The organism is Labrys monachus (genome assembly GCF_030814655.1).
In the GTDB taxonomy this organism is placed as follows: Bacteria; Pseudomonadota; Alphaproteobacteria; order Rhizobiales; family Labraceae; genus Labrys; species Labrys monacha.
In genome coordinates, this window is sequence record NZ_JAUSVK010000001.1 from 5,108,742 (window position 1) to 5,135,001 (window position 26,260).

Consider the following 26,260-nt stretch of genomic DNA (forward strand, 5'->3'; position numbering starts at 1 on the left):
GTCAAAAAATCCTCGCTCTGACGCGAAAGCACCACAAGCCGACCAAATAGAGCGTGACACTCGCGACCACGGTCAGCATGACATAGATGCCTCCGGCGATCAGGAAGACTTCTATGGTCCTGAATGTGCTTGCACCGATATCGATCGCGGTTCCCGTGAGTTCGGACACGCCGAACAGTCCGGCGATCGAGCTGCCGAGCACCAGCCAGATGAACATGTTGGACAGGGGCGCATAGATCGTGCGCGCGATATGCGGGAGAATGACATACCAGAAGCTCTGGAGGCCGCTCATGCCCAGGGCTTCGGCGGCCTCCATTTCGTTGCGTCGAACCGAAATGACGCCGGCCCGCATGATCTCGGTCAGATAGGCACCGGCATTCAAGGTCAGGCCGATGATCGATGCCGTCAGCGGCGACATCATGATTCCGTAGTCGGGAAGCGCGTAGAAGAGCACGAAGATCTGGATCAGGGACGGCGTGTTGGTGAAGAACCCGACATAGATCCGTACGACCAGCACGACGGCCTTGTTTCCGTAGACCTTCCCCATCGCACCGGCGATGCCGAGAAGGCAGCCGCCCCAGAACGCAGCGAAGGCGATTTCGAGCGTGGTCAGCGAGGCGCGCATCAGCTCCGGAGAATGCTTGAGGACCTCGCCGAATTGGAAAGTGTAGTTCACGGGGTCGGTCCTCAAGACGAAGGGCGGTGCCGAGCGAACGACGGCCGAGGCCTCAGAAATAGGGATTTGGCACGATCTTCACCGTCATCGGCGCCTTGAACCACTTCTCCCAGGTATCTTCGACGAAGCCGCCGGTGTGCAGGTCGTAAAGGACGATGTTGAGATAGCGGACCAGGGCGTCGTTGTTCTGGGCGACCCCGATACCGTCATAGTGGGTATTGATGACCTCGGGAATCACGCGCCACTTCACGTCCGGATAGTTCTTGGTGAACGCCATGTAGAAGTCGATATTTTCCACCAGCGCATCGGCCCGCCCCTGGGCGATGGAACGTGTCACGTCCGCCATGGTGTCGACGAGGAGGATCTTGGCCTTGGGCAGGTTTTCCTTGAGGAAATCGACGGTCCACACGCCGCGGATCAGGACGAGGGTGTATTTCTCGTCGTTCAATTCCTTCCACGATTTCGCCTGGACCTTGTCCGTCGTCAGCACGGCCATGGATTCGGTGTGCAGCGGCACGGTGTAGGCGATGAGCTTTGCGCGCTCCGGCGTGCGGGTGAGTCCGCCCAGCGAGATATCGATCCGGTCGCTCACCAGGAACGGCACGCGCTGGGCGATTTCCGTCATGACGAAGTCGGGCTTGACGCCCAGCGTATCGGCGATCTTCTTGCCGACATCGACGTCGAAACCCTCGATCTCGTTGGTTTCGCCCAATGCGGACTGCGGCGGGGAGTTCGGCAGGACGCCGATCCGGATCGTCCCGCTCTTGATGATCTCGTCCAGAGACCGGGCGTCGACCGAGGCGACGCCGGAACCAGCGATGACGGCAACGAAGGTCGCAGCCGCGACGAACGTTGCCCGGATGCTTCGTATGAATGACGGCATAGTCCTATCCCCTTTGTGTATGGTGCAGTCCATCGCACGCAAATCTGGTCCTTGCGCACCTTATCGACCCATGCGGATGGCGGCGTTCGCCTGCCTTGTCGATCCGGACGGGTGATTTCATTCCCGGCGCAGGCTACCCCCGGCGCCGGGATCGACTTTCATAGGCCCGTCGCGGGAGAATCCATGGCCGCCTTCATGCCGCCTCCCTCTCATTGCGCGGCATGTGGCACGCGAGCGACCTCGCCCAGCGACGCGACAGGCCCCAATTCCCGTTCGATCAGCGGCACCACCTCGGCGCGGAAGCGCTGCAGGGAACGGCTGGCCCGCTCCAGGGGCATGCATCCGAACTGGAAATTGCAGGCATAGTGGCTCGGATTGAGACGCCTTATGTCTTCCACCATCCTTGCCGCGACGTGATGCGGATCGCCGACGATCGTATTGCGGGCGTAGTCCTCTATCGTCCCCTCTCCCGCAAAGGGCTCATCCCGGATCAGGGTGCCGTCCATCGGCAGTTCGCCGACACGCAGGTGATGGGCCATGCGGCCCACATAGCGGGCACGCTCGCCGGCCTCCAGCGCCTCCGCCTTGCTGTCGGTGATATTGATATACTGCATGATGGCGAGCGGCTTGGTCGCGGGGTCGCAGCCGGCCACCCGCCAATTCTGGTTCAGCGCGTCGGCCATTTTGTACAGGACGGGAGAGCCGAGCGTGCTTGCGGCGATCCAGGACACTGCGTCGGTGTCCTTGAAGCGCCGGAGAATGGGAACCTGCGACGAGACGAAATAGACCGGCGGCATCGGCTGCTGCATCGGCCGCACGGCGAATGTCGTCTTGGGCACCGAGATATATTTGCCGTGATGCTCGACAACGCCCTGCGTCAGGGCCATCTCGACGACATCCCAATATTCCAGGAAGATCTCGACTTTTTCTTCGATGGGAACACCGAAGCGTGTGAACTCGAACTGCTGATATCCCGTTCCGATGCCGACGACAGCCCGTCCGTCGGACTGGATGTCCAGCATGGCGATCTCCTGCGCCACGCGCAGGGGGTTGTAGAGCGGAAGCACGATGACGCCGGCGCCGAGCTTGATGCGCCGCGTCCAGCCGGCGGCGTGGGCGGCCATCATCAGGGGAGACGGCGACATCGAATAATTGGCGAAATGATGCTCGGCGAACCAGGCGATGTCGAAACCGGCTTCCTCCGCCTGCTCGACCATTTGCCGCGTATCCGCCATGACGCCCCGGGCGCCGTCCGGATGGTCCCGCAGCGTCATCAGACTGAAGAGGCCGAATTTCATTCCAGTAATCCTTTTTGGTTCACCCGGCGCCGAGGCCCGGAAAAGATGATCGGCTCGCGCGTCCCGTGCGCCGCCCGACCGAACAGGGCGGCAATCCGCCTGCGCTCCGCGGCACCTGGAGCGGGACGCTTCAGGCGCCGACGCCCTGTGCGGAGAGGCTGCGCGAGGTCATGTATGTTCCGTCCTGATAGATCAGAGGTTGAAAGGCGGGAGAGAAGTGGCCGCGCTCGACGCGCCCGATGATGATCCTGTGCGTTCCGTAGGGGATGACGCCGTCGACGAGGCAGAAGATGCTGGCCTGGGCGTCGGCGAGGAATGGAATGCCCGCTTCGTCCGCCTGCCATGATCCTTCGGCGAACCGCGCTTCTCCCTTCGCCTTGCCGCCGAACAGCCTGGAGATCCCAGCCTGGTTGCTCTGCAGCAGATTGATGCAGAAGGCGCCCTCCTGCAGGAGCGGGGTGAGCAGCGACGCCCGGGCGTTGATGCAGACGAGAAGCGACGCCGGCTCCATGCAGAGCGCGGTGACGGCGGTCGCCGTCATGCCGTGGCGAACGCCGCCCCTCGCGCAAGTGATGACGCTGACGGTCGTCGCGAAGCGCCGCATGGAATGGCGGAAGATGTCCTCGATGCTGGTATCCATCGGCCCTTCCCGATCGCTCCAATGCCGTTATGATTGTAGATTATCTACAATCCGTCAAGACAAAATCGCGCTGTTCGAGACTGCGCGCTCCGCCGGCGCTCAGCTCCAGCCGCCGTCGACCACGAAGCTCTGCGCCGTGCACATCCGACTGTCCGCCGCCGCCAGCCACAAAGCCATGCGAGCGATGTCAGCCGGCGTCACCCGGCTCTTGAGGCATTGGCGCTGCGCCAGTTCCTCCTCCACCTCCGGCGTAACCCACAAGTCGATCTGGCGCTGCGTCATCACCCATCCGGGAACCAGCGTGTTGACGCTGATGTCGTGCGCGCCCAAGTCCCGGGCGAGCCCTCTCGTCAGGCCCTCGATGCCCGCCTTGGCGGCCACATAGATCGGCATGCCGCCGAGCCCCACCCGCCAGCTGAACGAGCCGACATTGACGATCGAGCCGCCGCCCTTGCGGATCATGCCCGGCGTAACGGCCTGCGCGCAGAAGAAGAGATGCCTCAGATTGAGGGCGATGCGCTCGTCCCAATAGGCGACGGACACGGTTTCGATGTCATGGCGCTCGTCGTGCGCCGCATTGTTGATCAGGACGTCGACATCGCCATGCGCTGCGGCGAACCCGGCGATCGCCCCCTGGGTTGCCTCGATGTCGCGAAGGTCGGCATGAAGGAAGTGGGGGGCGTTGCCGCCCGCAGCGACGATCCTGGCGACCAGCGATTCCGCCGCTTGGATGTTGCGATCGATGAAGCCGACGCGGGCGCCTGCCGCGCAGAAATGCTCCACATGCGCTTCTCCGATGCCGGATGCCCCGCCGGTAATCAGCACGACCTTGCTCGCGAGGCTGGGATAGGTGGCAAATATCGTCATGAAAGGCTCCGCGGCGGACTGGTAAGGTGGAATGGAAGGCGCCGGACCTTGTCGACGGTCAGCGCTGCTGCTTGCTTTGCAAGTATTTCTCCAGCCAATGGGCAAGCATCGTGACCGGGTAGGCGATGACGAAATACATCGCGGCGGCGGTCGTCAGCACTTCGAAGGGCCGGTATGTGTTGGTCGCGATCAGGCGCGCCTGATACATGAGATCGAGGATCCCCAGAGTGGACACCAGGGAGCTTTCCTTGAACAGGCTGACGCTGAGGCTGACGAACACCGGAATCATTGCCCGCATGGCCTGCGGCAGCGTTATATGGAGAAGGGTCTGCATGCCGCTGAGATCGAGCACATAGGCCGATTCCCGCTGCTCCCTGGGAACGCTCTGCAGGCCGGAGCGATAGGTTTCGCCGTAAAACGTCGCCGCGTTGAGCGAAAGCGCGGCAACGGCCGAGGGGACGTCGGCGATCTGCAGTCCCGTCACGATGGGAAGCGCATAATAGACCCAGACGAGCTGGATCAACACCGGCGTTCCCCGGAAGAATTCGACATAGCCGGTGGCGAGGACACGGACGGGCCAGAAGGACGACATCCGGCACAAGGCGACGGGCACGCCGAGCGCAAATCCCAAGGCGACGCTCGCGATCGTGATCTCGATCGTCAGGATCAGCCCCTGGACGAGTTCGGGTATGTAGGGGACAACAGCGTTCCACTGCCAATCCACTGTCGCACCTCTCGATTCATTGCGGTTTCAGGTCTGCGCACGGGTTGCAGCCCGGCCGCGTCGCGTATGGCCCTTCCAGAGCAAATTGCGATTTCATCGCATCGCAATTTCTCCATAACTTATTGTTTTGACGTATTTTTATTGATCAAGAAGTCGATCGGCTCTTCTGGAAAACGCTCTAGGCGCGCAGGCGGTTGGTGAAGTTGCGGATGCGGACATCGCCGCCGCCTGCGAAGAAGGAAGCCGTGTCACCGTCAAAACGCTTGCGCCCGTTCTCCATGAAGACGACGCGATCCGCGACTTCCTTGACGAAGTCCATCTCATGGCTGGCGACGATCATGGTCATGCCGCGGCGGGCGAGATCCCGCATCGCATCGAGCACTTCGGCCGTCCGCTCGGGATCGAGGGCGGAGGTGACTTCGTCGAAGAGCATGATCTCCGGATCCATCATCAAGGCCCTGGCGATCGCGACCCGCTGGCGCTGCCCTCCGGACAGGGCATAGGGATAGCTCTCGAGCTTGTCGGACAGCCCCATTTGCGCGAGCAGTTCCCGCGCCCTTTCCTGGGCTTGCGGCCGGGACAGGCGCCCGGTCAGCACCGGCGACAGCGTGAGATTGCGCCGCACCGTCATGTGGCCATAGAGGCTATAGCCTTGAAAAACCATGCCGATGCGGCGCTTTATGCGATGCCAGCGCGCGATCCGGGCGCGATCGAAGAGCTCGAACCCGCGAGGCTGGCGCTCGAATGCCTCGCCGTCGATGAGAATCTTCCCCTCGTCCGGATCGATGAGCCTTACGATGCTGCGCAGGACCGAGGTCTTTCCCGAGCCGCTTGGACCGACGAGGGCGATCACCTGTCCGCGCTCGACGGCCAGGTCGAACCCATCCAGAACCTTGAAAGTGCCGTATGAGACCGACAGCCCCGAAAGGACGACGAGAGACATCGCTTGGCCTCCAGACCTCGAGCGCCAAGCGCCGTCACTTCATGTAGGATTGCGTGAAGGCCTCGACCTCCCCGTTGTTCAAGAGGTCGGTGATCTCGACGTTGAAGGCGGCGATATCGGTAAAGCAGGCATCCTTGCGCATCGAGAAGGCGGAACCGGCGACGCTCAGGGCCGGATTGGGCTCCACCACTTTCGTATTGTCCGGATGCAGGGTGTGGTAGTTGCGGTTGCCCAGCACGTCGAGGAACATCGCGTCCGCCCGCTTGCTCTGGAATGCCAGGATGACCTCGTCGTTGGTCGGAAGCCTGACGATCTTGAAATTGTCGAGATGGTTCTTGGCCGCGTAGTCGGTCAGGGCCTTTTCCTGCACGGTGCCGGCCGTCGTCGCGATCTTCATTCCGGCCTTGTTCATGTCTTCGAGGCTCGCGACCGGCGCATCGTTGCGGACGACCGCCGTGGCATGATCGGTGAAGTAGGACTCGGTGAAGACGACGGCCAGAGCGCGGGTCGGTGTCGGCGTCGTGGAGACGCCGATGTCGTATCGCGATGCGACCAGGCCGGCGATCATGTTGTCCCAGGTGGTGTCGACATAGCGCGGCTCGATGTGCATCGTCGCCGCCCACGCGTTGAGAATGTCGACCGCGATGCCGCTCCACTTGCCGGTCTTGGGATCCTTGAACGTATGGGGCGAACCGGTCGCGATGCCGAGCGTGACGAAGCCCTGATGCTGCCACTTGTCGATCATGCAGTTTCCGGGCGCTGATTGGGCGTGCGCGGGCCGGGCGAGGCCAGGTGCAAACGCCATGGCGCCGGCCAGCACGACAGCGCCTGCCAACCTTCGGGTGGCCGCGGTCAATCGGTATTTCATGTCTGACTTCCCCTCGTTTGTTGGCGCCTCGTCCGGACGCTTCCGTCTCGTCGTCACATGCCGATGCCGGCCTTCGCTCCGAAGAAAAGCGAACGTCGCCTGCGAACGGAGGCTGGCAAGCCTCCCAAATCCGGAAGCCGGCCGCCTCGCGACCATTCCGAGACAGCGAACAGATTGTAGATAATCTCCAATCTGTCAAGCCGCTATTTGCGGTGTGGCCCGCGTGCGCGCTGGCCTGGCCCGGTGGCGAGCGGCGGGGATCGATTGTAGATAGTCTTCAACCAATCGTCGGGGATCGTTGAAAGTCGGGTCTGAACCACGTAGAGCTTGGCGACCCTGACGGCGGGTAGGTTTCGGACTGGTCGGCGAAGCGCACCAGCCATTGGTCGTGTCTTGATGGAGGATAGAGGTGCCGAAAGTGGGGGGAGCCCTGGCAAAGCTGACGCCGATTCCGGCCATGGAAAGTGCCGATCGCGCAGCCGATCAGATACGAGAGGCGATCGTCACGGGTTCCCTGAAGCCGGGAGAACGATTGGTCGAAAAGCAGCTGACGGACCAGCTCGGCATATCGAGACATCCCGTCCGGGAAGCTCTGCGCATCCTGAGCCGCGAAGGATTCGTGGAGATGCGCCTCAACCGAGGAGCCGTCGTCACCAGCCTCAGGGCAGAAAGTATTCTCGAGGTCTACGAGATCCGTTCGGCCCTCGGCGAGATTGCGCTCCGTCATCTATTGGGACCGGGCGGAGGCATCAGTTCCAAAGATCTAAAGCATCTGAAGAAATTGGCCAACAACGCGATCCTGTATTCCCAGCGGGACAGCCAGGAGGACAGCGTGCGGAATGACCTCGAATTCCAATACGCCATCATCGAGGCGGCGAATCTCCCCCGCACGGCGCGGTATTTCTTGGAACTCACCGCCGAGGTCCAGAGATTCAACAATGTGCTGAAAATCGTCTATTCGGATCGGGAAGGCGATGCCAGGAACTACGTCATGGCATTGTTCATGGCGATCAGCGAGGGGGCCCTGGAGCGGGCACAGAAGATCTGGACCGCGAAATTCGCCACCGCGGTCGAAAGATACCTCGCTCTCCTGCCCCAGCTGGAATCCTAATATGCGGCGCCAACGATCGACCTCTCGTCGATCCCGAGCTGTGCTTCCAGCCAGGCCCACCCTTTCGGCGTGACCTGAACGGCGCGCGACGATTTCGAACGCCGCAGCCAATCCCTGGCGCAGAACAGGGTCATGAACTCGGCCCCGAGAGGGCCGGCAAGATGATGTTCGCGCTCTGTCCAGTCGAGGCATTGCCGGGCGAAACCGCGCCGGCCGCGCTTCAGCTTTGCCACATCCAATCCCACGGCTCCGAACCATTCGACGCCGTCCGACGGGACCTCGAAGCGCTTGCCCGCAGCAGCGATGAGGAAGCCCCGTTCCTGCAAGGCGCTCGTCAGGGCGACACCGACGCGGCCGGCCAGATGGTCGTAGCAGCAGCGCGCGAACCGAAGGCTCTGCGCCTCGCGACCGAGTGGCTTTCGGCGCACCGTTCCCGCCGGCCCCATCGAGGCGAGGCATTCCAGCGCGAGAGCGACGTGAGAGCCGCCCAGACGATAATAACGGTGTCGTCCTTGCGCCTCGACGGCGAGAAGTCCGCCGGCGAGGAGCTTGGCCAAATGCGAGCTGGCCGTCTGTGCGGTCACGCCGGCCGCGAAGGCCAGTTCGCCGGCGGGCCGAGCTCGCCCATCGAGCAGGCTCGTGAGGATGGCGGCGCGGGTCGGATCGGCGATCAGGAAAGCGGCGGAAGCGATATTCGGTTGCTCACTCATGGTTCGGTTTCCGGCTGGACGCGGCGATGGTAGCAGCGGATCTGCTCGAATGCTTCGATACGCGTCGAAGCATTCCGCTGCGGGCTGACGGTAAGGTGACGGCTGTCCGATGCACGCGAGGATCGACCATGGCCGAAAACACCGACGCCGAAATCCGCCACGTCTATGAACGGTGGCACGAGACGATCCTGGGCCGCGATCTCGAGGGCCTGATGGCGCTCTATGCCGACGACGCCGTTCTGGAGAGCCCCTTGATCCTGGCGACCCTGAAGGACAGGAGCGAGGGGATCTTGAGGGGCAAGGCCGAAATCGAGCCCTTTTTCGAGGCGGGATTTCGCACGCTGCCGGGCGGCCTCGGCCGGTGGTATCGAACGGGAACGTTCTTCTCCAACGGTCGGCAACTGATCTGGGAGTATCCCCGCCAGACGCCTGAGGACGATCAGGTCGACCTCGTCGAAGCCATGGACATCGCCAACGGACTCATCGCCCATCATCGCGTCTATTGGGGATGGGTCGGCTTCAGGGCGCTCGCGGACGCCCCGAACAAACCGGCGTCATGAATGAATTGGATGTGTGCACGGGAAAAAGGCGAGCGGCAAGGCGTGCCGGATATAGCAGACATGCCGTCTATTCGTGGGCCTTGGCGGCGGAGGGCGGGCTCTCTCGGGCCCGTCCGTCCTCGAGTTCGAGCATCGTATCGAAATATTTCATCCAGCGCGTGTCGTGGGTCACGACGCAGAGCGCCACGTTGCGGCTGTCCGCCAGCGCCCTGAAGACCTTCATCACCATCTCCGCCCGCGTGCCGTCCAGCGCGGCGGTGGGTTCGTCGGCGAGGATGACGGTAGGATCGTTGGCGAGAGCCCTGGCGATCGAAACGCGCTGCTGCTCGCCGCCGGACAGCTGCGAGGGATAGTTGGTGCCGCGATGCCCCATGCCCAGCGCACCGAGCAGCTCGGCGGCGCGTTTCTGCGCCTGCCTGCGGCCGACATCGTTGATCTGCATGGCGATCGCCACGTTCTCGGCGGCCGTCAGATAGGGAATCAGGTTCGCCTTCTGAAACACGAAGCCGAGATGGGTGCGCCTGAAAGCCCGCAAATCGTTGAGCTTCGCACCGGGACGCGAAATCACCTTGCCGTCGAACAGAACCTCCCCCGCGGTCGGCGTCTCCAGCAGGCCGGCGATCATCAGGAGCGTCGTCTTCCCCGAGCCGCTGGGCCCGACGATGCCGGTGACGGCACCGGGCTTCAGGATCAGCGACCCCGAAGCCAGCGCAGTGACCGGCGTTCCGCCGCTGTCATAGATCTTGCTGACATTGCGGACCTCCAAGGTGGCCAGGCGGCGCGGCGACATCAGGCCAGTACCTCCTGGGCGCGGACGGCAAGGGCGCGGCGGATGGCGAACCAGCTGGCGGCGAGACTGAGGGCCATGAGCACCAGGGACAGCACGCCGAGGTCGGATGCCGTGATCAGCACGGTTCTGGGGAATCTCGGATAGATCGTGAACGAGATCGCGATGGCCAGGATGAGGCCGCAAAAGCCGATCAGCGCGGCTTGCTGCGCGATCATGCCGACGATCACCCGGTCACGCGCCCCGATCAGCTTCAACAGCGATATCTGCGCGACCTTCTCGATCGTCATCGTATAGATGGTCATCGCGATGACGGCGCAGCAGATGAGCAGGATCATCGTGGTGAAGGCGAGGATCTGGACGCGCAGCTTGCCGAGGCGGCCGTTGAGCAGGATCTCCTCCTCGTCCTGCTTGGTCAGCACTTCCACATCGCCCCAGCGCTTGATCGAATCGCGCACGACGTCCTTGTCGGCACCCGGCAGGGTCTCGACGATGACCGCGGCGATACTGCCGGTGTCGTTGCCCAGGCCCATGCGGTCCCTGCCCTCCTTGGCCGCCCGGTTGAGCAGGATCGCCTCGCTGGGCAGGAGCTGGTTGATGACCTGCGCATCGGCGATGGTGACGAACAGCAGGCCGTCGCCGCTCATGTCGACCTGCCCGGTCGACACGCCGACGATGGTGTAGGTGTCCTTGCCGAGCCGGATCTCGTCGCCGACCGCGAAGCCCAGGGTCTTGTCGGCGATGGCCTCATAGCGGTTCGACTGGAAGTAGCGGCCGGCGATCAGCGGGATCCAGCTGCCGCGGTCGCTCGGAAAATCCACGCCGGTGATCGACATGCGCAAGGGAAGGCCGTCGAATTCGAACTGCTGGTTGTACTGGATGAAGCGCCGCGTCGCCGCCACGCCCGACACGCCGGCGACACGGCGGTCGAGATTGGCGGGAACGGCGGAGGATTCGGCGAAAGGACCGGACTTGCCGCCCTCGACGACCCAGAGGTCGGCGCCGACGCCGTCGATGACGACGAGCGCTTCGTAGACGATGCCGCGATACATGCCCAGCATGCCGATCGTCGATGCCATGAGCAGGCCGACGCCGAACACGGTGAGGACGAACCTCAGCATGTTGTGGCGGATATCTTTGACCGCGAGGTTCACTTGCCCGCCGTCCGGATGGCGACGGACTGGTACTGGAACCGGCCGGCCGGGTTCAGCACGACATCGCCGGCGTTCAGGCCGCGCGTGATCTCGATATCGGTGCCGCTGGCATAACCCAGCGAAACCGGCGACCAATAGGCCCGCCCGTCATGCGCGACCCACAAGCCGACGCGTCCTTCGCTCCTGGCCAGGAAGCGTTGCGGAACGGCGATGCCGGGCGACGGCGATCCGGCTTCGATGACGACGTTCGCGCGTTGCCCCACCGCCCAGCTCGCCGGCACTTCGTCCAGTTTCAGATCGACCGTGAACTCGCGCGTCTCCTGGTCGACCTGCCGGCCGATCCGCAGGATCGAAGCGGGATAAGGCCGCTGCGGATTGGAGGAGAACGCCACCCTGGCGACCTGTCCGGGGTGGAGCGAGGCCATCGCGGATTCGTCGAATCGCGCAAACACCAGCAGCGATTTGGGGTCGACGATCTGCATGAGCTCGACGCCGGGCGACAGCAGATCGCCCACCGTGCGGCTGCGGGACACCACCACGCCGTCGATGGGGGAGCGGATGGTGGTTTCGGCGAGGCGGCTGCGCAATCGCTCGACATCGGCGGCCGCGGCCGCGGCCTGGGCCTTGGCGCGTTCCACGGTGACGCCCGCCCGCAGCACCTGGGAGGCCGCCTGCTTCTGGGCGCTCTCGACGGCGTCGAATTCGGATTTGGAAACCGTCTGCTTGCCGAGCAGCGCCTTCCTGCGGTTGAGGTCCGCCATCGCGGTCGCGGCCGCGATGGCTAGCCGGTCGCCCTCCAGCTGCGACTCCTGCACCGTCTCCTCCGCAGCACGGCTGGTGGCGACCGCGGAGGCGAGCTGGTATTCGAGCTCGGTCGAGTTGAGCGTGGCCAGGATGTCGCCGGCCTTCACCACATCGTTCTGGTCGACGCGCACCTCGGCCAGGAACGCCTGGATGCGCGCCGTCACCACGACCTGGTTGTTCGATCCCAGCAGGCCGGGACCGGCGATCTCGCGCACGACCGGGCGCTGCTGGACGACATAGGCTTCGACGTCGGCGGGCCAGACATACCAGCCGGAAAAGAGGCCGGCCGCCGCCAGAACGACAAGAAAGAGAAAGATGTAGCGAACCACGTACTCTTACCCGCGCCGGCGTGGGCCGGCTCCCCAATTCCGGCATCGACCCACGTCAAACCGCCGCCTGTTCGTCCGCATCTGCTTTCGATTGTCCCGCCAGGAGCCGCTCGACGATTTCATGCAGGATGTCGCGCGCCTCCGCTTCGTCATAGCCGCGCGTATCGTATATGAAAAACAGCCCCAGGCCATTCTCCGTCGGATAGGTTCGCACATCCAGCTCGTAGAGCGTCGGCCTTTCTCGCCGCATGTCGGGCAGCGGCGTCACCTTCACCATGCCGAGATCGAGTTCGCCGCTGGCATGGGCCCTCTGCAGCGGAGCCGACTGGGTGGCCTGCGTCCACCGTTCCACCGTCTGGTTGCCGGCGAGGAAGAGGGCGGTGTAGGAGCCCTTGGCCACGACGTCGTCATGGAAGGCGCCGACGAAGTTCGAGTCCATGAAGGGCCCGAACTGGATGGCCTCGTCGACCCCTTCTCCCAGGGAGACGGCCAGCGCTTCGATCGTGTCGAACCGGGCCAGATAGGCCCGGACGGGCACGTCCGAGGCGACGAAGTTGACGTAGTTCTCCAGCCGCCGGTCATGGCGCAAGGCCGCTGGGACCTGCAGGATCATGTCGTCGACGCCGCCGCGCGCACCGACCGTCTGGGCGAACGCCGCGATGATCATGGCCGTTTCCGTGGTGCCGGCAATTCTGGCCCGCCTGCGCAGTTCATCCCGCTCATCGGTCGGTATCGTGATCGTCAGCAGGCCGCCGGCGCTGCCGTCGAAGAAATTCACGTTCGTCGGCAATCCCTTCGCCTTGCGCCCGAGATTGGGAATCGGCGGCAGGGGCTCGGCGAAGACCTTGTGCAGGAATTCCTCGCGCCGCTCGAACGAACCGGGCTTTCCGACATGGTCGAAATCCCGGATGAAGCGGTCGATGTCCATCTCCACCGGGTTGAGCGGCAGGCCAAGATAGGCCTTGACGGTCTCCTCGACGATGAGGCCGAGGGAATAGCCGTCGATGACGAGATGATGCGCCTTGGCGACGATGATGTCGCTCTCCGTGCCGAACCGGATGACGGTGGTGCGGAACATCGGCGCGTCGATGTCGATATGTTCCTGCGCGAGCTCGCTCGCCCGTTCCAGCGCGGCCGCTTCGTCGGCGACTTCTTCGACCTTGAGGAACTGCGTCGGCGCCCTCTCCAGATAGGCGCCGTAGCCGCCCGCCTTGCGGAAGAAGCGGGTGCGCATCACTTCGTGCCGCGCCATGACCGTCTCGAGGGCCCGCCTGAGGCGGTCGACGTCCATCTGCGGCCGAATCTTGAACTCCTTGCTCACGAGGCCGGTGCCGAGCGCATAGGCATTCGCGTCCGGATGATCCTGCAGGTACAGCACCCCCAATTGCGTGCTGGTCACCGGGATCTCTCTTTCGACGTTGGGCAGGCCGTCGAGGGGAGAGCGCTCGACCTCCGCCCCCGCCGGCTGCTGGCCGGACCATTCGCGGACGGTCCAGCGAACGCTGCCGGGCACGAGCGGGCCGGGCGTTTCCAGCAGCCCCGCAAGCTCGCCGAGAAAGTCCTCGAACAGGAGCTGCGCCGTCGCTTCCGTCACCACGTCGCTGTCCACGGCCAGCCGGCACAGGACACCCGCGTCGTCGACTGCGACGGCGAGCTGGATCTCGTGCGCAGACACCGCGACCGCGTCGAGGGGATCGTCGGGCGTGCCGGGCGCCGTGATCTCGCCGCTGCCGATGAAGGCGAAGCCGAACTGGCGCAGCGCCACATGGCGAATGCGCAAGCTCTCCTCGAACGCCTGTTCCAGGGAGGAGGTATCGACGGCACGGTGCGCGCGGCCGTTGGCGTCGGCGCGCCCGATCCGCCTGACCAGATCCTCGCCGGCTTGATCGACAGCGCGCAGCACGATCGGATACGAGCCGTCCAGAGGGCCGATCAGGCCGGCCGGCGCGCCGTTCCCGCGCTCGGTGAACCATTTGTCGACGACGATCGATCCGAGGGCGAAGCGGCCGGCCAGGGCCTTGGCGTAAGCGGCCAGGAAGCGCTCGCTCGACAGCCCCGGCGTCCCCGCGAAGGAAGCGGCGGGAATGATGCTCTGCATGATGGCGATATCGCCGCGGTTCGACCCCATGCCGGTGGGAGATGCGGCACGACGACGCCCCGGGATCGGCGCGATGGCTGGTGCGTGATGCAGGATCTCCTTCCAATAGGAGAGGTCGCGGCGGTGCTCGGCCGATCCGGGCTCGGGATACGCCCCGCGGACATAGGCGCCGAAACCGCCGCCCGTCTCGACGGCGTCTTCATCCTCCCGCGCCAGCCCTGCGAGCAGGAGATGCACCGACAAGGCGTCGGCCGCCGCCCGATGGGCGCGCACCTGCAGGTCGTGGCTGCCGTCCTGGCGCGCGCATAGGCCGACCCGCCACAACGGACCGGGCAGCGTCACCATGGCCAGGCGTGTGCCCGGCAGGAGCACTTCGAGGGCGGGATCGCCGTCGAAGCCGATCTCGACCGCCCCGGACGCCGAGACCGCGCCCGTCATCCGCAGGGCGTCGTTGCTCGCGACCAGACGGGCCAGCCTTGCCGCCAGCGCGGCGAGCGAGGTGCCGGGCGCGACGTTCGTCTCGCCGAAGACCTGGTTGTCGGCCATGGCGACGGCCGAGGACATCGGCCGGGTGTCGAGCATGATGGCGTGGACCTGGCGGCCGAGCGGCCGGAAGCTCTCCTGCGCCACGCCGCCGGCCGCACTCGTCCGCGCCGCGGACGCCTGCACCGCAGCCGCCTTGAGCTTGGCCTCGAATGCCGAGGCGACGAGGCGCGAGAGCCCCGCGATCGTCGGCGACTGCAGGAACTTGGCGACGGGTATGTCGACCTCGACCTGCGCCTCGACGCGGTTCTTCAGCTCGAACGACGACAGGGAATCCAGCCCGAGCTCGCTGAGCTTGCGGTCGTCCGCCAGGGCGCTCGCCTCGACCTTCAGGACCTTGGCGACTTCGCGCCGGATCATGTCGGCGAGCAGGTCGTTCCACGCCTCGCGCGGAGCGGCCGCCAGCTCGGCCTGGATACGGGAGCGTCCCCCGCTTCTTTCGCCCAGCAGCTGCGAGATCCTCGGATTGGCCGCGGCTCCCGGATTCGTGCGTGCAATGGCCGCCCAGTCGATATTGGCAAAGCCGAGATTTTCCGACCGGGCGCGCAACAGGATCGCCAAAGCCGCAGCCGCCTCGGAATCCTGCACCGGCTTGATGCCGACGCTGTCGAGATAATTGGTCATCGCCTCCGACCGGGCGACGAATCCGCTGCCGGCAATCATGCCCCAGGCGATGGAGGACGCGGCCATGCTGCGGCCCCGGCGATAGGTGGCGATCGCATTCAGGACCGAATTGGCGGCGGTGTAATTGGCCTGCCCCGACGAGCCGATCACCTGGGCGATCGACGAGAAATTCACGAAGAATTCCAGGGGTATGCCATGCGCGACCACGGCGGCGTGCAGGTTCCATCCGCCCGCGATCTTCGGCCGCAGCACGCGGTCGATCTTGTCGGCGTCGAGCTGCGAGACGAAGGCGTCCTCGATCACGGCCGCGCCGTGCACGATGCCGCGCAGCGGGTGCATGCCCCCGCCATGTTCGGCGACCAGCCTGTCGACGGCCGCGGCGTCGGTCACGTCGAGCGCGGCGCGAACGACGCGGGTGCCCCGCTGCTCCATGGCCTCGATGGCGACCGCCGCCTGGGCGTCGGGCTCGCCGCTTCGATTGGCCAGGATGAGGGTTCCCGCCCCGCTTTGGCTGAGCCAGTCGGCGATGGCGACGCCGAAGCCCTTGAGCCCGCCGGTCACCAGATAGGAGGCCTCGGCGGAAACGGCGAAGTCCGAGCCGAGATCGAGTTCGATGTCCAGCGAGGGCTCGTCGAAGGTGACGATGACCTTGCCGATATGCTGGGCGCGAGACAGCATGCGCATGGCTTCCGCCGCCCGCGAGGCCGGAAAGCGCGTCGCCTCCAGCGGCTTGTAGGCGCCGGAAGCAACCTTCCCTGCCACTTCCGCCAGCAATTGCCTGAAGAGCTTCGGCCGCTCCACGGGAAGCGTCGAGAGATCGATGACCGAATAGGCGTTGTTGCGATAGAGCGAGCGCAGCCCGATCGGCTTGTCGTCGGCGAGATCGCGCTTGCCGATCTCGACCATGCGGCCGAAGGGCGCCAGGCATTCGAGGCTCTTGTCGATGCCATGGCCCGACAATGCGTTCAGCACGACGTCCACGCCGTGGCCGCGCGTCAGGGCGCGTACCTCGTCGGCGAAGTCGAGGGCGCGGGAGTTCATCGCCACGTCCACGCCCAATGTCTTGAGGAAGGCGCGTTTGGCGTCGCTGCCGGCCGTCCCGAAGACCTTTGCGCCGACATCACGCGCGACCTGAATGGCGGCGAGGCCGACACCGCCCGACGCCAGATGGATGAGGGCGGTCTCGTCCTCGGCCAGCCTGCCGACATGGGTGAGGGCATAGTGCGCGGTCAGGAAGGCGGTCGGCAGGGTCGCGGCGTCGATCAGGTCGATACCGTCCGGCACGCGCATGACGACATCCGCGCCGATCTTGGCGAAGCGCCTGAGATAGCCCTTGCCGATGCCCATGATGCGATCGCCGGGCTTGAGGTCGGTCACCTCATGGCCGACCTCGCGGACGGTGCCGGCGAATTCCAGGCCGAGATTGCGCCAATACGCCTCGTCATTCTCCAGTTCGTCCGGCAGGATGCTCGTCGCCGCCATGATGTCGCGGAAGTTCAGGCCGACCGCCGCGACCTCGACCATCACCTCGTCGGCCGCAAGAACCGGATCGGCGATTTCACGCAGCACGATGTTGTCGATGGTGCCGGGCGCCGTCATGGTGACGGCGAAGTTGGAGGGATCGCGCCGGGTCTCCAATGTCCGCCGCGACGGCGCCAGTTCCTGCAATGCCAGCCTTTCCAGGCGAGGCACGTAACGATCGGCGCCGCGCAGGACGAATTCCGTTTCCGCTGTATCCTCCAGGACAGCATCCGAGACCGAGCTTCCCGATTGCAGGGCGGCGCCGTCGGCGTCGACGAGGCGAAGGCTCAGGCCCTTGCATTCGTTGGCTATGGTGCGGGCGACGCCGATCAGGGCGCTCTCGCCCAGGCCGGAAAGGCTCATCGGCCCGTCGCCTTCCACCACCCGGCTTCCCGAGGTGACGACGACCAGTTCCGGACGGGGATCGGGCAGGGCCTGCAGGCGGTCGAAGACCTTCGCCAGGGTGATCAGTTGATGGACGACCGGGGTGATCGCCGCCATCAGCTCTTCGCCGCCGGTTCCCTCGGTGGGCGTCCCGCCGGCCGCCGCACTGAAGAGGATGCCTCCGCTCTGCTCGGACTTGGCCGTGAACGCGCGGACGATGGCGAGAGCTTCATCGGTGTCGAGGGTCAGGAACGGCGCGGCATCGGCGATCTCCACCGTCGCGCCGCGCCTGACGAGTTCGGCGAGGGTCGCTTCGAGGCGCTGCGTTCCATCGCCCACCACCAGCCAGTGCGCACACCGCACGGACGGCGCGGGGGGCTTTGGCTCCTGCTTCTGGAAATGCTCCTCGAACACGCTGGCGCCCGAGCCGGCGGCATGCTTCGTGCGGCCGCCCCCGATCTTGCCGAGCGCCTTCGTCTGCAGATTGTCGATGACGATCAGCGGCTTTCCTTCCGGAGAGAACACGCTGAACTGCATCGAGTCCTGGTCCAGGCCGGGCTGGATGCCGACGATCACCTCGGCCGTCAGCGGGGCTCCCAGCTGGATCTTGCGGGCGCCTGTCGGCAGGCGCAGCTGATACTGGGTCTTGTCCTCGTTCGCGGGCGGGAGCGGCTCCCCTGGCGTCCATGAGCCGTCCAGATGCGAAGCAAGGCCGATGCCTGCCTGCAGCACGGCGTCCAGCAATCCGGGGAAGGCGAAATAATGCTTGGCGGGTTCCGGCTCCCGGCTCGACAGCCTGGCGATCAGGCGGTGGCCGTCGATGTGGAGCGCATTCAGCGACTGGAAGGTCGGGCCGTATTCGAGGCCGTGCCGTTCCGCCAGGCGATAGAATTCCGTCTTGTCGGTCAGGGACGGCCAATCGTGGAGAATGTCGTCCGACGCCGGTGCGAGATCATATTTGTGGCTGAAACCATAGGCTTCGGCACGCGTCCGCCAGCCGTCTTCCGAACCGCGGTGGAGCGTCGAGATGCGCAGGCGGCTGCCGACCGGGTCGAACGTCGTCGTGAAGATGATGACGTCGTCTTCGGCGATCGACAGGGCTTCGTAAAGCTTGAAATCGCGCAATTCCACGGATTCGGAGCCGAAATACTCGCGCAGCGCGGCACCCATGGCTTCGATATAGCCGACGGCCGGAAATAGGCAGTCGCCGCTGACGCGATGGTCGGCCAGATATTTGAAGCCCCGGAGGGAGATCTCGTTCGTCCAGGACGGACCGGCCGTGAAATCACGCCGTCCGAGCAGGGGATGGCGGGGCGCATCGAAAAGGAAGCTCTTGGTTTCCTCGGAGAGGCTGAGCAGATGCTGGTTGTTCCAGGGCAGCTTGGGGGCGGCGACGTGGCCGCCTGGCGCCTTCGGCCGCTCGAACTCGACGCCGCTGACATACAGCCTGCCCTCGGCCCGTGCCAGCGTCCAGAAATCGTCCGCGGTGCGATCCAGCGAGTTCGCCGCGACGACGTCAGCGCCGCGTTCCTGCGAGATGCCCCGGATGAGCGGCGTCAGCGTGCGGTGCGGACCGACTTCCAGGAAGGTGTTGATGCCGAAATCGAGGGTAAAATCCAGGGCCTTGGTGAAGCTGACGGGCTGGCGCAGATTGTCCCACCAATAGGCAGCGTCGAACTTCGTTTCGAAGATGCCGGTGACGGTGGAGACGATCGGCAGGCTGCCGCCCTTCCAGGCCACCGGACCGAGTTCGCCGAGGAACCACTCCTTGCAGTCTTCCAGATGGGCGCTGTGCCATCCGAAATCCATGGTCATGCGGCGGGCCATCGCGTCGGGATAGGCTTCCGCGACCTTGGCCAGCACCTCGACGACGCCGTTCTCCATGCCCGAGATGGTCTGCGCGATCGGGCCGTTATAGGCCGCGATGACCACGCTGTCGTCGCCCGGCAGGAAGGGAGCGAGCTGCTGGACCGTCAGGCCGATCGTGGCCATCGCGCCGCGCCGCGTGCTCTTGAGCGGGATGAGCCCGCGCGTGGCGATGATGCGGGCCGCCGTCTCGATATCGATGATACCCGAAACATAGGTCGCCGCGACCTCGCCGAAACTATGGCCGATCAGGAGTTCCGGGCGGACGCCCATCTTCTTCCAGCGCTCGTAGAGCGAGATCTGCGTGGCGAAGATGGAGGCCTGGGTGACATCGGCGTCGTTGATGCGGGTCTTCGTCTCGTCCCGCAGCATCTCCTCGACGGTCGACCACCCGACCATCGGCCGGAGCACCTCGTCGAACATGTCGGCCGTCCGGCGGAACGCGGCGTCCTCCTTGAGGAGGCGGCGTGCCATGGCCCACCATTGACCGCCCTGGCCGGAGAACGCCACGGCGAGACGCCGATTGGAGGCCCGGCCGGTGATGATGGTCGGCCCGGTGGCATTCTGATCGAGGCTGCCTTTCGCCAGGGCGCGCAGCTGGGCCTGGACCGCCGAGCGCTCCGGCTCGACGACCAGCGCGGCGCGCTGGGCGAAATTGTCGCGCGCGCTGCGCATATGGGTGGCGAGGTCCTCGACGGAGGTGTCCTGCAGGGACCCGCCGTCCTCCAAGGCGTCCGCAAGGCTGCCGGCCCAAAGCTCCAAGGCCGCCGTGCTGCCGGCCGAGACCGGAAGGGCGATCGGATGGCCGACCTCTGCCGATCTCGGCATCCGGACCGCCGCAGCGGCGCGCCCCTGCCATTCTTCGACGACGATCGAGGCATTGGTGCCGCCGAAACCGAAAGAGTTGACCACTGCCAGGACGGGCCGCCCGCGATGATCAATCGGGACCGGCTTCGTCGCGACGGTCATGTTGAGCGCGTCGAAGGGGATATTGGGGTTCGGCCGCTCGAAATTCCGGTTGGGCAGCACGACGCCGTGCCCGACGGTCAGCAGGGTCTTGATGAACCCCGCGATGCCGGACGCCGATTCGAGATGGCCGAGATTGGGCTTGAACGATCCGACATGGATCGGCCCCGGCCGGGAGCTCGTACCGAACACACGGCCGATGGCCGTCGCCTCGATGGGGTCGCCGATCGGCGTGCCGGTACCATGCGCCTCGACATAGTCGACATCCGAGGGATCGACGGAAGCGCCGTCCATGAGCGCCTCCAGCATCGCCTGCTGCGCCACACCGCTCGGAGCCGTCAGCGTCGGCGTATAGCCGTCCTGGTTGACCATCGAATGGCGGATCACCCCATAGATGCGGTCACCATCCGCGATGGCGCGGTCGAGCAGCTTGAGCAGGACGAGCCCGCAGCCTTCGCCGCGGATGAAGCCGTCGGCCCTTTCGTCGAACGTATAGATGCCACCCGTCGGCGAGAGCATGTTGGCGCTGGAGAAGGCGACGAACGGGCCCGGATCGAGCATGCAGTTGACGCCGCCGGCCAAGGCCATGTCGCAAGTGCCCATGCTCATGTGGCGCACGGCCTGGTCGAGGGCGACGAGCGCCGACGAGCATGCGGTATCGACCGCGATGCTCGGCCCTCTCAGATTGAATCGGTGCGATATCCGATTGGCCGCGATCGAGAACGCAGAGCCCGTGCCGGCGAAGATATCGCCGCCGCTCGTGCGCCCCCGGCGCAGGTTCTGCGCAAAATCATTGGTGGATATGCCGATGAACACTCCCGTGCGGACCCGCTGCAGATCGGCCAGGGTGCGGTCGGCGTCCTGGACGGCCTCGTAGGCCACCTGCAGCGCCAGGCGCTGCTGCGGGTCCATCGATGTCACCTCCCGAGGCGACATGTCGAAGAAACTCGGGTCGAATCCGAAGACATCGTTGCCGAGAAAGCCGCCCCAGCGCGAGCGCATCTTTCCCGGCGCGTCAGGATCCGCATCGTAGAAGGCGTCGATGTTCCAGCGATCGGCCGGAATATCGACGATGCCGCATTTCTTCTCCAGAAGAAAATTCCAGTACGACTCAGCGTCATGGATCGCGCCGGGAAACCGACAACCTATCCCGATGACCGCTACAGCCTGCCGAGTGGACTCGACGATATTTTCAGCAATCTGGCCGCCACGATGGATATTCATGCATCCGCCCCCGCAGATCTACAGCCGCAGCCCGCTCCAGGCGGCAGCTCATCTCAAACATTTCAGAGTTTATCGAATGCCAGCTTTCGACAAAAATCATACGAAAGCAACTAAATTCAGCATCGAAGGCAATTCCGATTTTTGATTCTCTATCGCGGGGCTTTTTCTTCCCTGCCGCCCCGCCACCGAAGACACGAAGGATCTGCGCCACATAGATAGGGCCGTAAGCCTAGACGTTCCTTGACATATTTTTATGAATGGACGTGCAAGCGATGTGAAACACCGGGTACAGGCGATGTAACCCATACCGGCGGGGCTGTCGGGCCTGGTATTCTGGTAACCTTTCGCTACGGCATGTGGAGGATAGCGCGGCCGTGGTCGGGCAGAGCTTGAGCTCAGGCTCCGGAAAGGCTGCCTGCCGTCACCTGCGTGTCGCTTCAGAACGGTTCCGAGGCCGCCGACGTTCTTGCCGGAAACTGTTCGCTCAGGCCCCGGCGAGCAGGTCCGCAGGAGATACCGGGCGCCACTCGACGACGGCGTCGGCCGCGCCATACCAGGCAAGCGCCAGGAAATGCGCATCATCCGCAGCACGTTGGTGAAAGCACCATTTGCCGCTGTCACCCAGCGCCGGATCGCAGAACGATACGCGCAAGGGCTCGAAGAAGAAGGAAAAATCGGTGAGCTGCTGCGTCAGCCCTCGCCCGCTCGCCTTGACGAAGGCCTCCTTCAGCGTCCAGAGGCGACAGAACCCGCGCGGCCTCTCCGCTGCCGGCAGGTCCTGCAGCCAGCGCCGTTCGGAAGCGGAAAATACGCTCGGCGCGATCTCGAACGGAGGCGCGAGGCGCACCTGCTCGACGTCGACACCGACCTCCAATGTCTTTGCGACGGCGCAGCAGACCAGGCCGGGACAATGGGAGATGTTGAAGTGCAGATCCGGCACGGACCGCACCCGCGGCTTTCCCCAGGGACCCGGATCGAAGCGCCAATCGGCGGGCCGCCGCGGCTCCGCCATCGACAGGGCCAATCGCTTCAGCGCATGGGCCGCGATGTAGCTGCGCCGATGGATCTCGAAGGCGAACCGCGCAGCAGACGCCCGTTCGGCGTCGTCCAGCAGATCGAGCAGCCGCCCTTGCACGAGCTCCAGCCCGGGATCGATCCTCGCCGTGCAGACCAGGATTGTCTTCACCTTGCTCCCTGCCGGATGCCGCCGATCGGAGACATGTCCGAAAACCGTCCGGCCGCGGCGGCCCGCGTCCTCGAATGGACGGCCAGCAAGCGCAAAGCATCGTGCGAATGTCAATTCCCGGCGGGCATCCGGTCCCGGCCTCGCCGGCTCGGTTGGCGCATCGGCCCGGCCCACGCCACGCGCTACCCCTCGCAGACGTCCACCCACGCCGCTCCCACCAACGCCGCCAGGCGAAGGGGATCGATGCGCATGGCGGTGTGCGTCGAACCGCCCGCCGGCACCACGATGTCGAAAGCCTTCAGGCCGACATCGCAATAGATCGGCAGGGGAGTGGCAAGCCCGAACGGGCAGACGCCGCCGACCGGATGCCCGGTTATGGCCACGGTCTCCTCGGCGGGGAGCATCCTCGCCTTACCGCCGAGCGCGGCCTTGATCTTCTTGTTGTCCAGGCGGGAATCGCCGCATGCGACCAGCAGGAGCCTGCAGTCGCCGACCCTCAGCGACAATGTCTTGGCAATCTGCGCCGGCTTGATGTTCCAGGCCGCCGAGAGCGTCGCCGTCTCGCTGTTCCGATCCAGTTCGACAATCGCGATATCCGGTGCCTTTTCGGCCAGGAAGGCTCGAACCGATTCGACGCTCATGCCTGCTCACTCCCCACCATCCGATTGCACACAGGGGCGATCCATCGAGGACGCTCGTCGCTCGCCATGGCGAGCGGACCGCCCGCCGAATTCCTTCCGGGAAAGCGACGTTATTTCGAAGCGGCAGCGGCCGTCTTGAACGATCGTGCGGGCGGCCGGCCGCGATCCCTTCGATCGGCCGATCCGGATCTCCCGATGCCGCCTCGCGACGACGGGGACGGGCTGCCGGGACGTACGTTTCAGCCTTGCATGTCACGTGAATTTCGTTCTCTGCACTTGCGTAATACGCCGTTCCCTCTAAGTTTCCGCACATCAAAGGACAGGATGCGTATGGCAAAGACCAAAGACGCCGATGCGGTGCAGCTACATGTCGGCGTGCGTATCAGGCATGCTCGGGTGCTCAAAGGCATGCGCATGAAGGACCTTGCCGAGAAGGTCGGCTATGACGAAAGCATGATTTCCAAGATCGAGTCCGGCAAGGTCATGCCGTCGCTGCCGATGTTGAACAAGATCGTGACGGCCCTCGATCGTGACCTCGCCTCGTTCTTCGGGCTCGAGATCGACGAACACAAGCTGGTGCAGACGAGCGCCGACAGGGTGCTGGTGGCGGGGGACGCGCTACGCGGCGGCAAGGGCGTCAACTATGAGCGCATCGTACCGCTCGCAGCCGGGAACTTGCTGGAGGCCAATATTCATGTCGTGCAGCCCGGCGGCGAGAAGACCGACGACATCACCCATCACGGCGAGGCGACAGGCTATCTCATCGAAGGCGAGATCGAGCTGACCATCGACGGCACCGTCTATACGATGAGGAAGGGCGACACCTTCTTCTTCAAGGCCTATCTCAAGAACAGCTACCGCAACAACGGCTCGGAGGTCGCCCGCATCGTCTGGGTCAACACGCCTCAGATCCATTGAGACCGCCGGCGTCAATCCGCTCGCAAGCCTGACGATGGCGCCGCAGCCGTCGTTTCCTCGGCCCGGTGGCAGGCGACCCGGCGTCCGGACGGCATGTCGCGCAGGGCCGGCCGCTCCGCGAGGCAGCGTTCGATCGCCAGCGGACAGCGCGAATGGAAGAGGCAGGCATTCCCGGGCGGGGAGATCGGGCTCAGCGGCTCGCCCTGGAGCGCGGCGCCTGCCGGCTTCCCCGGGCTGGCGGCGATGAGCGCGCGGGTATAGGGGTGGGCGGGTCTCTCGAGCAGATCGGCAACCGGTCCATATTCGGCGACGCGTCCGAGATAGAGGACCATCACCCTGTTGCACATGAGGCGTATGACCTCGAGGTCGTGCGACACGAAGATCAGCGCCAGGTCCTTCTCCCGCCTGAGAGCATCGATCAGCTTCAGGACCGCCGCCTGGACGGAGACGTCGAGAGCCGCCGTCGGCTCGTCGAGAATGAGCAGGCTGGGCTCCGACATCAGCGCCCGGGCGATCCCGACCCGCGCCTGCTGGCCGCCGGAAAGCTGGTGCGGCCTTCGATCGAGCAATTCGCGCGCCAATCCCGCCTCGGCGGCTTTCGCGGCGATGCGGGCGGCGTCGACATTCCCGGTCCCCGCACCGATGGCGATGTTCCGGGCGGCGTTGAAGGCCGGATTGAGTGCATCGCCGGCGTTCTGGAACACCAGGCCGATCTTGCGCCTGGCGGGGTCGCCGGCGAACCGGCGGGGCGGGATCGGCCCGATGTCGCGGCCCTCGAAACGGATCGCGCCGCTGTCCGCGTCGACGAGCTTGGAAACCAGCCGGGCGATGGTGGATTTGCCGCTGCCGCTTTCGCCGACCAGCCCGAGGCTTTCGCCGGCATCGACTTCGAAACTCACATCGTCGACGGCATGGAGCATGCGCCGGCCGCCCACGGGGAATTTCTTGCTCAGTTGTTCGACTTCGAGAAGGGGCATCAGAGCGGGTTCCAGCACGCCGTTTGGTGGGAGGCGCCGGCAAGGCTCGGGCGATCGAGGCGGCACCGTGCGAGGACGCGCTCGCACCGGCCGGCGAAACGGCAGGCGGCGACCTCTTCGGCAAGGTTCGGAAAGCTGCCGGGGATGCCCGCAAGCTCGCCCACGGTGCGGGCGGCCGCGGGCGTGGCCCCGATAAGCGCCTGCGTGTAGGGGTGGGACGGTCGGTGGAGGAGCGTCGCCGCCGCGCCCTCCTCCACCACCTGGCCGGCATGCATCACGATCACGCGTTCGGCGCGTTGCATCGCCAAAGCGAGATCGTGGGTGATCAGGATGCAGGCCATGCGGCGGGTCCTCGCTTGCGCCAGGATCAGGTCGAGGATGGCGGCCTGCGTCGTGGTATCGAGCCCCGTCGTCGGCTCGTCGGCGATCAGCAGGGCGGGGTTGCCGGCCATCGCGATGGCGAGCATCACGCGCTGGCACATCCCGCCCGACAGCTCCCCGGGATAGGCATGCCAGCGGCGCTCGGCGTCGGGGATCCGGACGGCCTTGAGGGCCTCGATCGCAGCCTGGCGCAGAGCCTTGCCCCGCAGCTGCCGATGCTCGGCGAGCACGTCGGCGATCTGCCGCCCGACCTTGCGGACCGGATTGAGCGCCGCCCGCGCATTCTGGAAGACGATGCCGATCTCACGTCCCCGCAGATCCCGCCAGCCCGGAGCGCACCGGTCGCGCAGGTCGATGCCGCCGAAGGTGAAGGTCGAGGCCTCGATCCGCGCGGCGCCGGTCAGGATGCCGGCGATCGCATGGGCGAGGAGCGATTTCCCCGATCCGCTTTCCCCGACCAAAGCGAGGATCTCGCCCTTACCGATCGACAGCCTGACGCCGTCGACGGTGGCGTTTCCCGCCGGATTGCCGGGGAATGTGATGGAGAAGCCGTCGAGGGCCAGGAGCGTCGACATGC

The 26,260-nt window shown here is 65.2% G+C and carries 20 protein-coding genes; 3 read left to right on the top strand and 17 right to left on the bottom strand.

Annotated elements, in window-relative coordinates:
* Position 1: 1 nt before the first annotated feature.
* The 8 genes from J3R73_RS23390 to J3R73_RS23425 form a co-directional block, all read right to left on the bottom strand.
* Complete coding sequence (locus J3R73_RS23390; RefSeq protein ID WP_307432825.1) at positions 2-676, bottom strand: amino acid ABC transporter permease; 675 nt, start codon at positions 674-676, stop codon at positions 2-4.
* Between the two features lie 52 nt (positions 677-728).
* A complete protein-coding gene (locus J3R73_RS23395) occupies positions 729-1,559 on the bottom strand; it encodes a transporter substrate-binding domain-containing protein (protein ID WP_307432828.1) in 831 nt (276 codons plus the stop codon).
* A 209-nt stretch (positions 1,560-1,768) separates the two neighbouring features.
* Complete coding sequence (locus tag J3R73_RS23400; RefSeq protein ID WP_307432831.1) at positions 1,769-2,857, bottom strand: LLM class flavin-dependent oxidoreductase; 1,089 nt, start codon at positions 2,855-2,857, stop codon at positions 1,769-1,771.
* Between the two features lie 130 nt (positions 2,858-2,987).
* Positions 2,988-3,497, bottom strand: coding sequence for a flavin reductase family protein (locus tag J3R73_RS23405; protein WP_307432833.1), 510 nt, complete (start codon positions 3,495-3,497; stop codon positions 2,988-2,990).
* Between the two features lie 99 nt (positions 3,498-3,596).
* Positions 3,597-4,364, bottom strand: a complete 768-nt coding sequence (locus tag J3R73_RS23410; RefSeq protein ID WP_307432837.1) for an SDR family NAD(P)-dependent oxidoreductase — start codon at positions 4,362-4,364, stop codon at positions 3,597-3,599.
* A gap of 58 nt (positions 4,365-4,422) precedes the next feature.
* Positions 4,423-5,088, bottom strand: a complete 666-nt coding sequence (locus J3R73_RS23415; protein WP_307432840.1) for an amino acid ABC transporter permease — start codon at positions 5,086-5,088, stop codon at positions 4,423-4,425.
* 178 nt (positions 5,089-5,266) lie between these two features.
* Positions 5,267-6,031, bottom strand: a complete 765-nt coding sequence (locus tag J3R73_RS23420) for an amino acid ABC transporter ATP-binding protein (protein WP_307432843.1) — start codon at positions 6,029-6,031, stop codon at positions 5,267-5,269.
* Between the two features lie 34 nt (positions 6,032-6,065).
* On the bottom strand, positions 6,066-6,776 hold the full coding sequence (locus J3R73_RS23425) for a substrate-binding periplasmic protein (RefSeq protein ID WP_307432846.1): 711 nt from the start codon (positions 6,774-6,776) through the stop codon (positions 6,066-6,068).
* 532 nt (positions 6,777-7,308) lie between these two features.
* Here J3R73_RS23425 and J3R73_RS23430 point away from each other — a divergent pair.
* Positions 7,309-8,010: a GntR family transcriptional regulator gene (locus J3R73_RS23430; protein WP_307432850.1), complete on the top strand. Its 702-nt coding sequence runs from the start codon at positions 7,309-7,311 to the stop codon at positions 8,008-8,010.
* On the opposite strand, the gene J3R73_RS23435 is transcribed toward J3R73_RS23430, so the two are convergent.
* Positions 8,007-8,720: an ArsR/SmtB family transcription factor gene (locus J3R73_RS23435; protein WP_307432853.1), complete on the bottom strand. Its 714-nt coding sequence runs from the start codon at positions 8,718-8,720 to the stop codon at positions 8,007-8,009. The genes J3R73_RS23430 and J3R73_RS23435 overlap by 4 nt on opposite strands.
* 128 nt (positions 8,721-8,848) lie before the next feature.
* Here J3R73_RS23435 and J3R73_RS23440 point away from each other — a divergent pair, with 128 nt between their 5' ends.
* The gene (locus tag J3R73_RS23440) at positions 8,849-9,280 is read left to right on the top strand and encodes a nuclear transport factor 2 family protein (protein WP_307432856.1); all 432 of its coding nucleotides are present in this window, start codon (positions 8,849-8,851) and stop codon (positions 9,278-9,280) included.
* A 67-nt stretch (positions 9,281-9,347) separates the two neighbouring features.
* On the opposite strand, the gene J3R73_RS23445 is transcribed toward J3R73_RS23440, so the two are convergent.
* From J3R73_RS23445 to J3R73_RS23470, 6 genes are all read right to left on the bottom strand, one after another.
* Positions 9,348-10,070 carry an ABC transporter ATP-binding protein gene (locus tag J3R73_RS23445; RefSeq protein ID WP_307432859.1) on the bottom strand — a complete coding sequence of 241 codons (723 nt, stop codon included), beginning with the start codon at positions 10,068-10,070 and terminating at the stop codon, positions 9,348-9,350.
* Entirely contained in the window at positions 10,070-11,188 is a 1,119-nt protein-coding gene (locus J3R73_RS23450; protein WP_307432862.1) for an ABC transporter permease, read from the bottom strand. Before J3R73_RS23450 ends, J3R73_RS23445 begins: the two co-directional genes overlap by 1 nt.
* 29 nt (positions 11,189-11,217) lie before the next feature.
* Positions 11,218-12,354 carry an efflux RND transporter periplasmic adaptor subunit gene (locus J3R73_RS23455; RefSeq protein WP_307432865.1) on the bottom strand — a complete coding sequence of 379 codons (1,137 nt, stop codon included), beginning with the start codon at positions 12,352-12,354 and terminating at the stop codon, positions 11,218-11,220.
* Between the two features lie 55 nt (positions 12,355-12,409).
* On the bottom strand, positions 12,410-21,580 hold the full coding sequence (locus tag J3R73_RS23460; protein WP_307432869.1) for an SDR family NAD(P)-dependent oxidoreductase: 9,171 nt from the start codon (positions 21,578-21,580) through the stop codon (positions 12,410-12,412).
* A gap of 484 nt (positions 21,581-22,064) precedes the next feature.
* A complete protein-coding gene (locus J3R73_RS23465; RefSeq protein WP_307432872.1) occupies positions 22,065-22,766 on the bottom strand; it encodes a 4'-phosphopantetheinyl transferase family protein in 702 nt (233 codons plus the stop codon).
* A gap of 182 nt (positions 22,767-22,948) precedes the next feature.
* Positions 22,949-23,407: a YbaK/EbsC family protein gene (locus tag J3R73_RS23470; protein WP_307432874.1), complete on the bottom strand. Its 459-nt coding sequence runs from the start codon at positions 23,405-23,407 to the stop codon at positions 22,949-22,951.
* 330 nt (positions 23,408-23,737) lie between these two features.
* Here J3R73_RS23470 and J3R73_RS23475 point away from each other — a divergent pair, with 330 nt between their 5' ends.
* Complete coding sequence (locus J3R73_RS23475) at positions 23,738-24,325, top strand: cupin domain-containing protein (RefSeq protein ID WP_307432877.1); 588 nt, start codon at positions 23,738-23,740, stop codon at positions 24,323-24,325.
* An 11-nt stretch (positions 24,326-24,336) separates the two neighbouring features.
* On the opposite strand, the gene J3R73_RS23480 is transcribed toward J3R73_RS23475, so the two are convergent.
* Both J3R73_RS23480 and J3R73_RS23485 read right to left on the bottom strand, forming a co-directional pair.
* On the bottom strand, positions 24,337-25,302 hold the full coding sequence (locus tag J3R73_RS23480) for an ABC transporter ATP-binding protein (protein ID WP_307432880.1): 966 nt from the start codon (positions 25,300-25,302) through the stop codon (positions 24,337-24,339).
* Positions 25,302-26,258, bottom strand: coding sequence for an ABC transporter ATP-binding protein (locus J3R73_RS23485; protein ID WP_307432883.1), 957 nt, complete (start codon positions 26,256-26,258; stop codon positions 25,302-25,304). Before J3R73_RS23485 ends, J3R73_RS23480 begins: the two co-directional genes overlap by 1 nt.
* Positions 26,259-26,260: the final 2 nt, after the last annotated feature.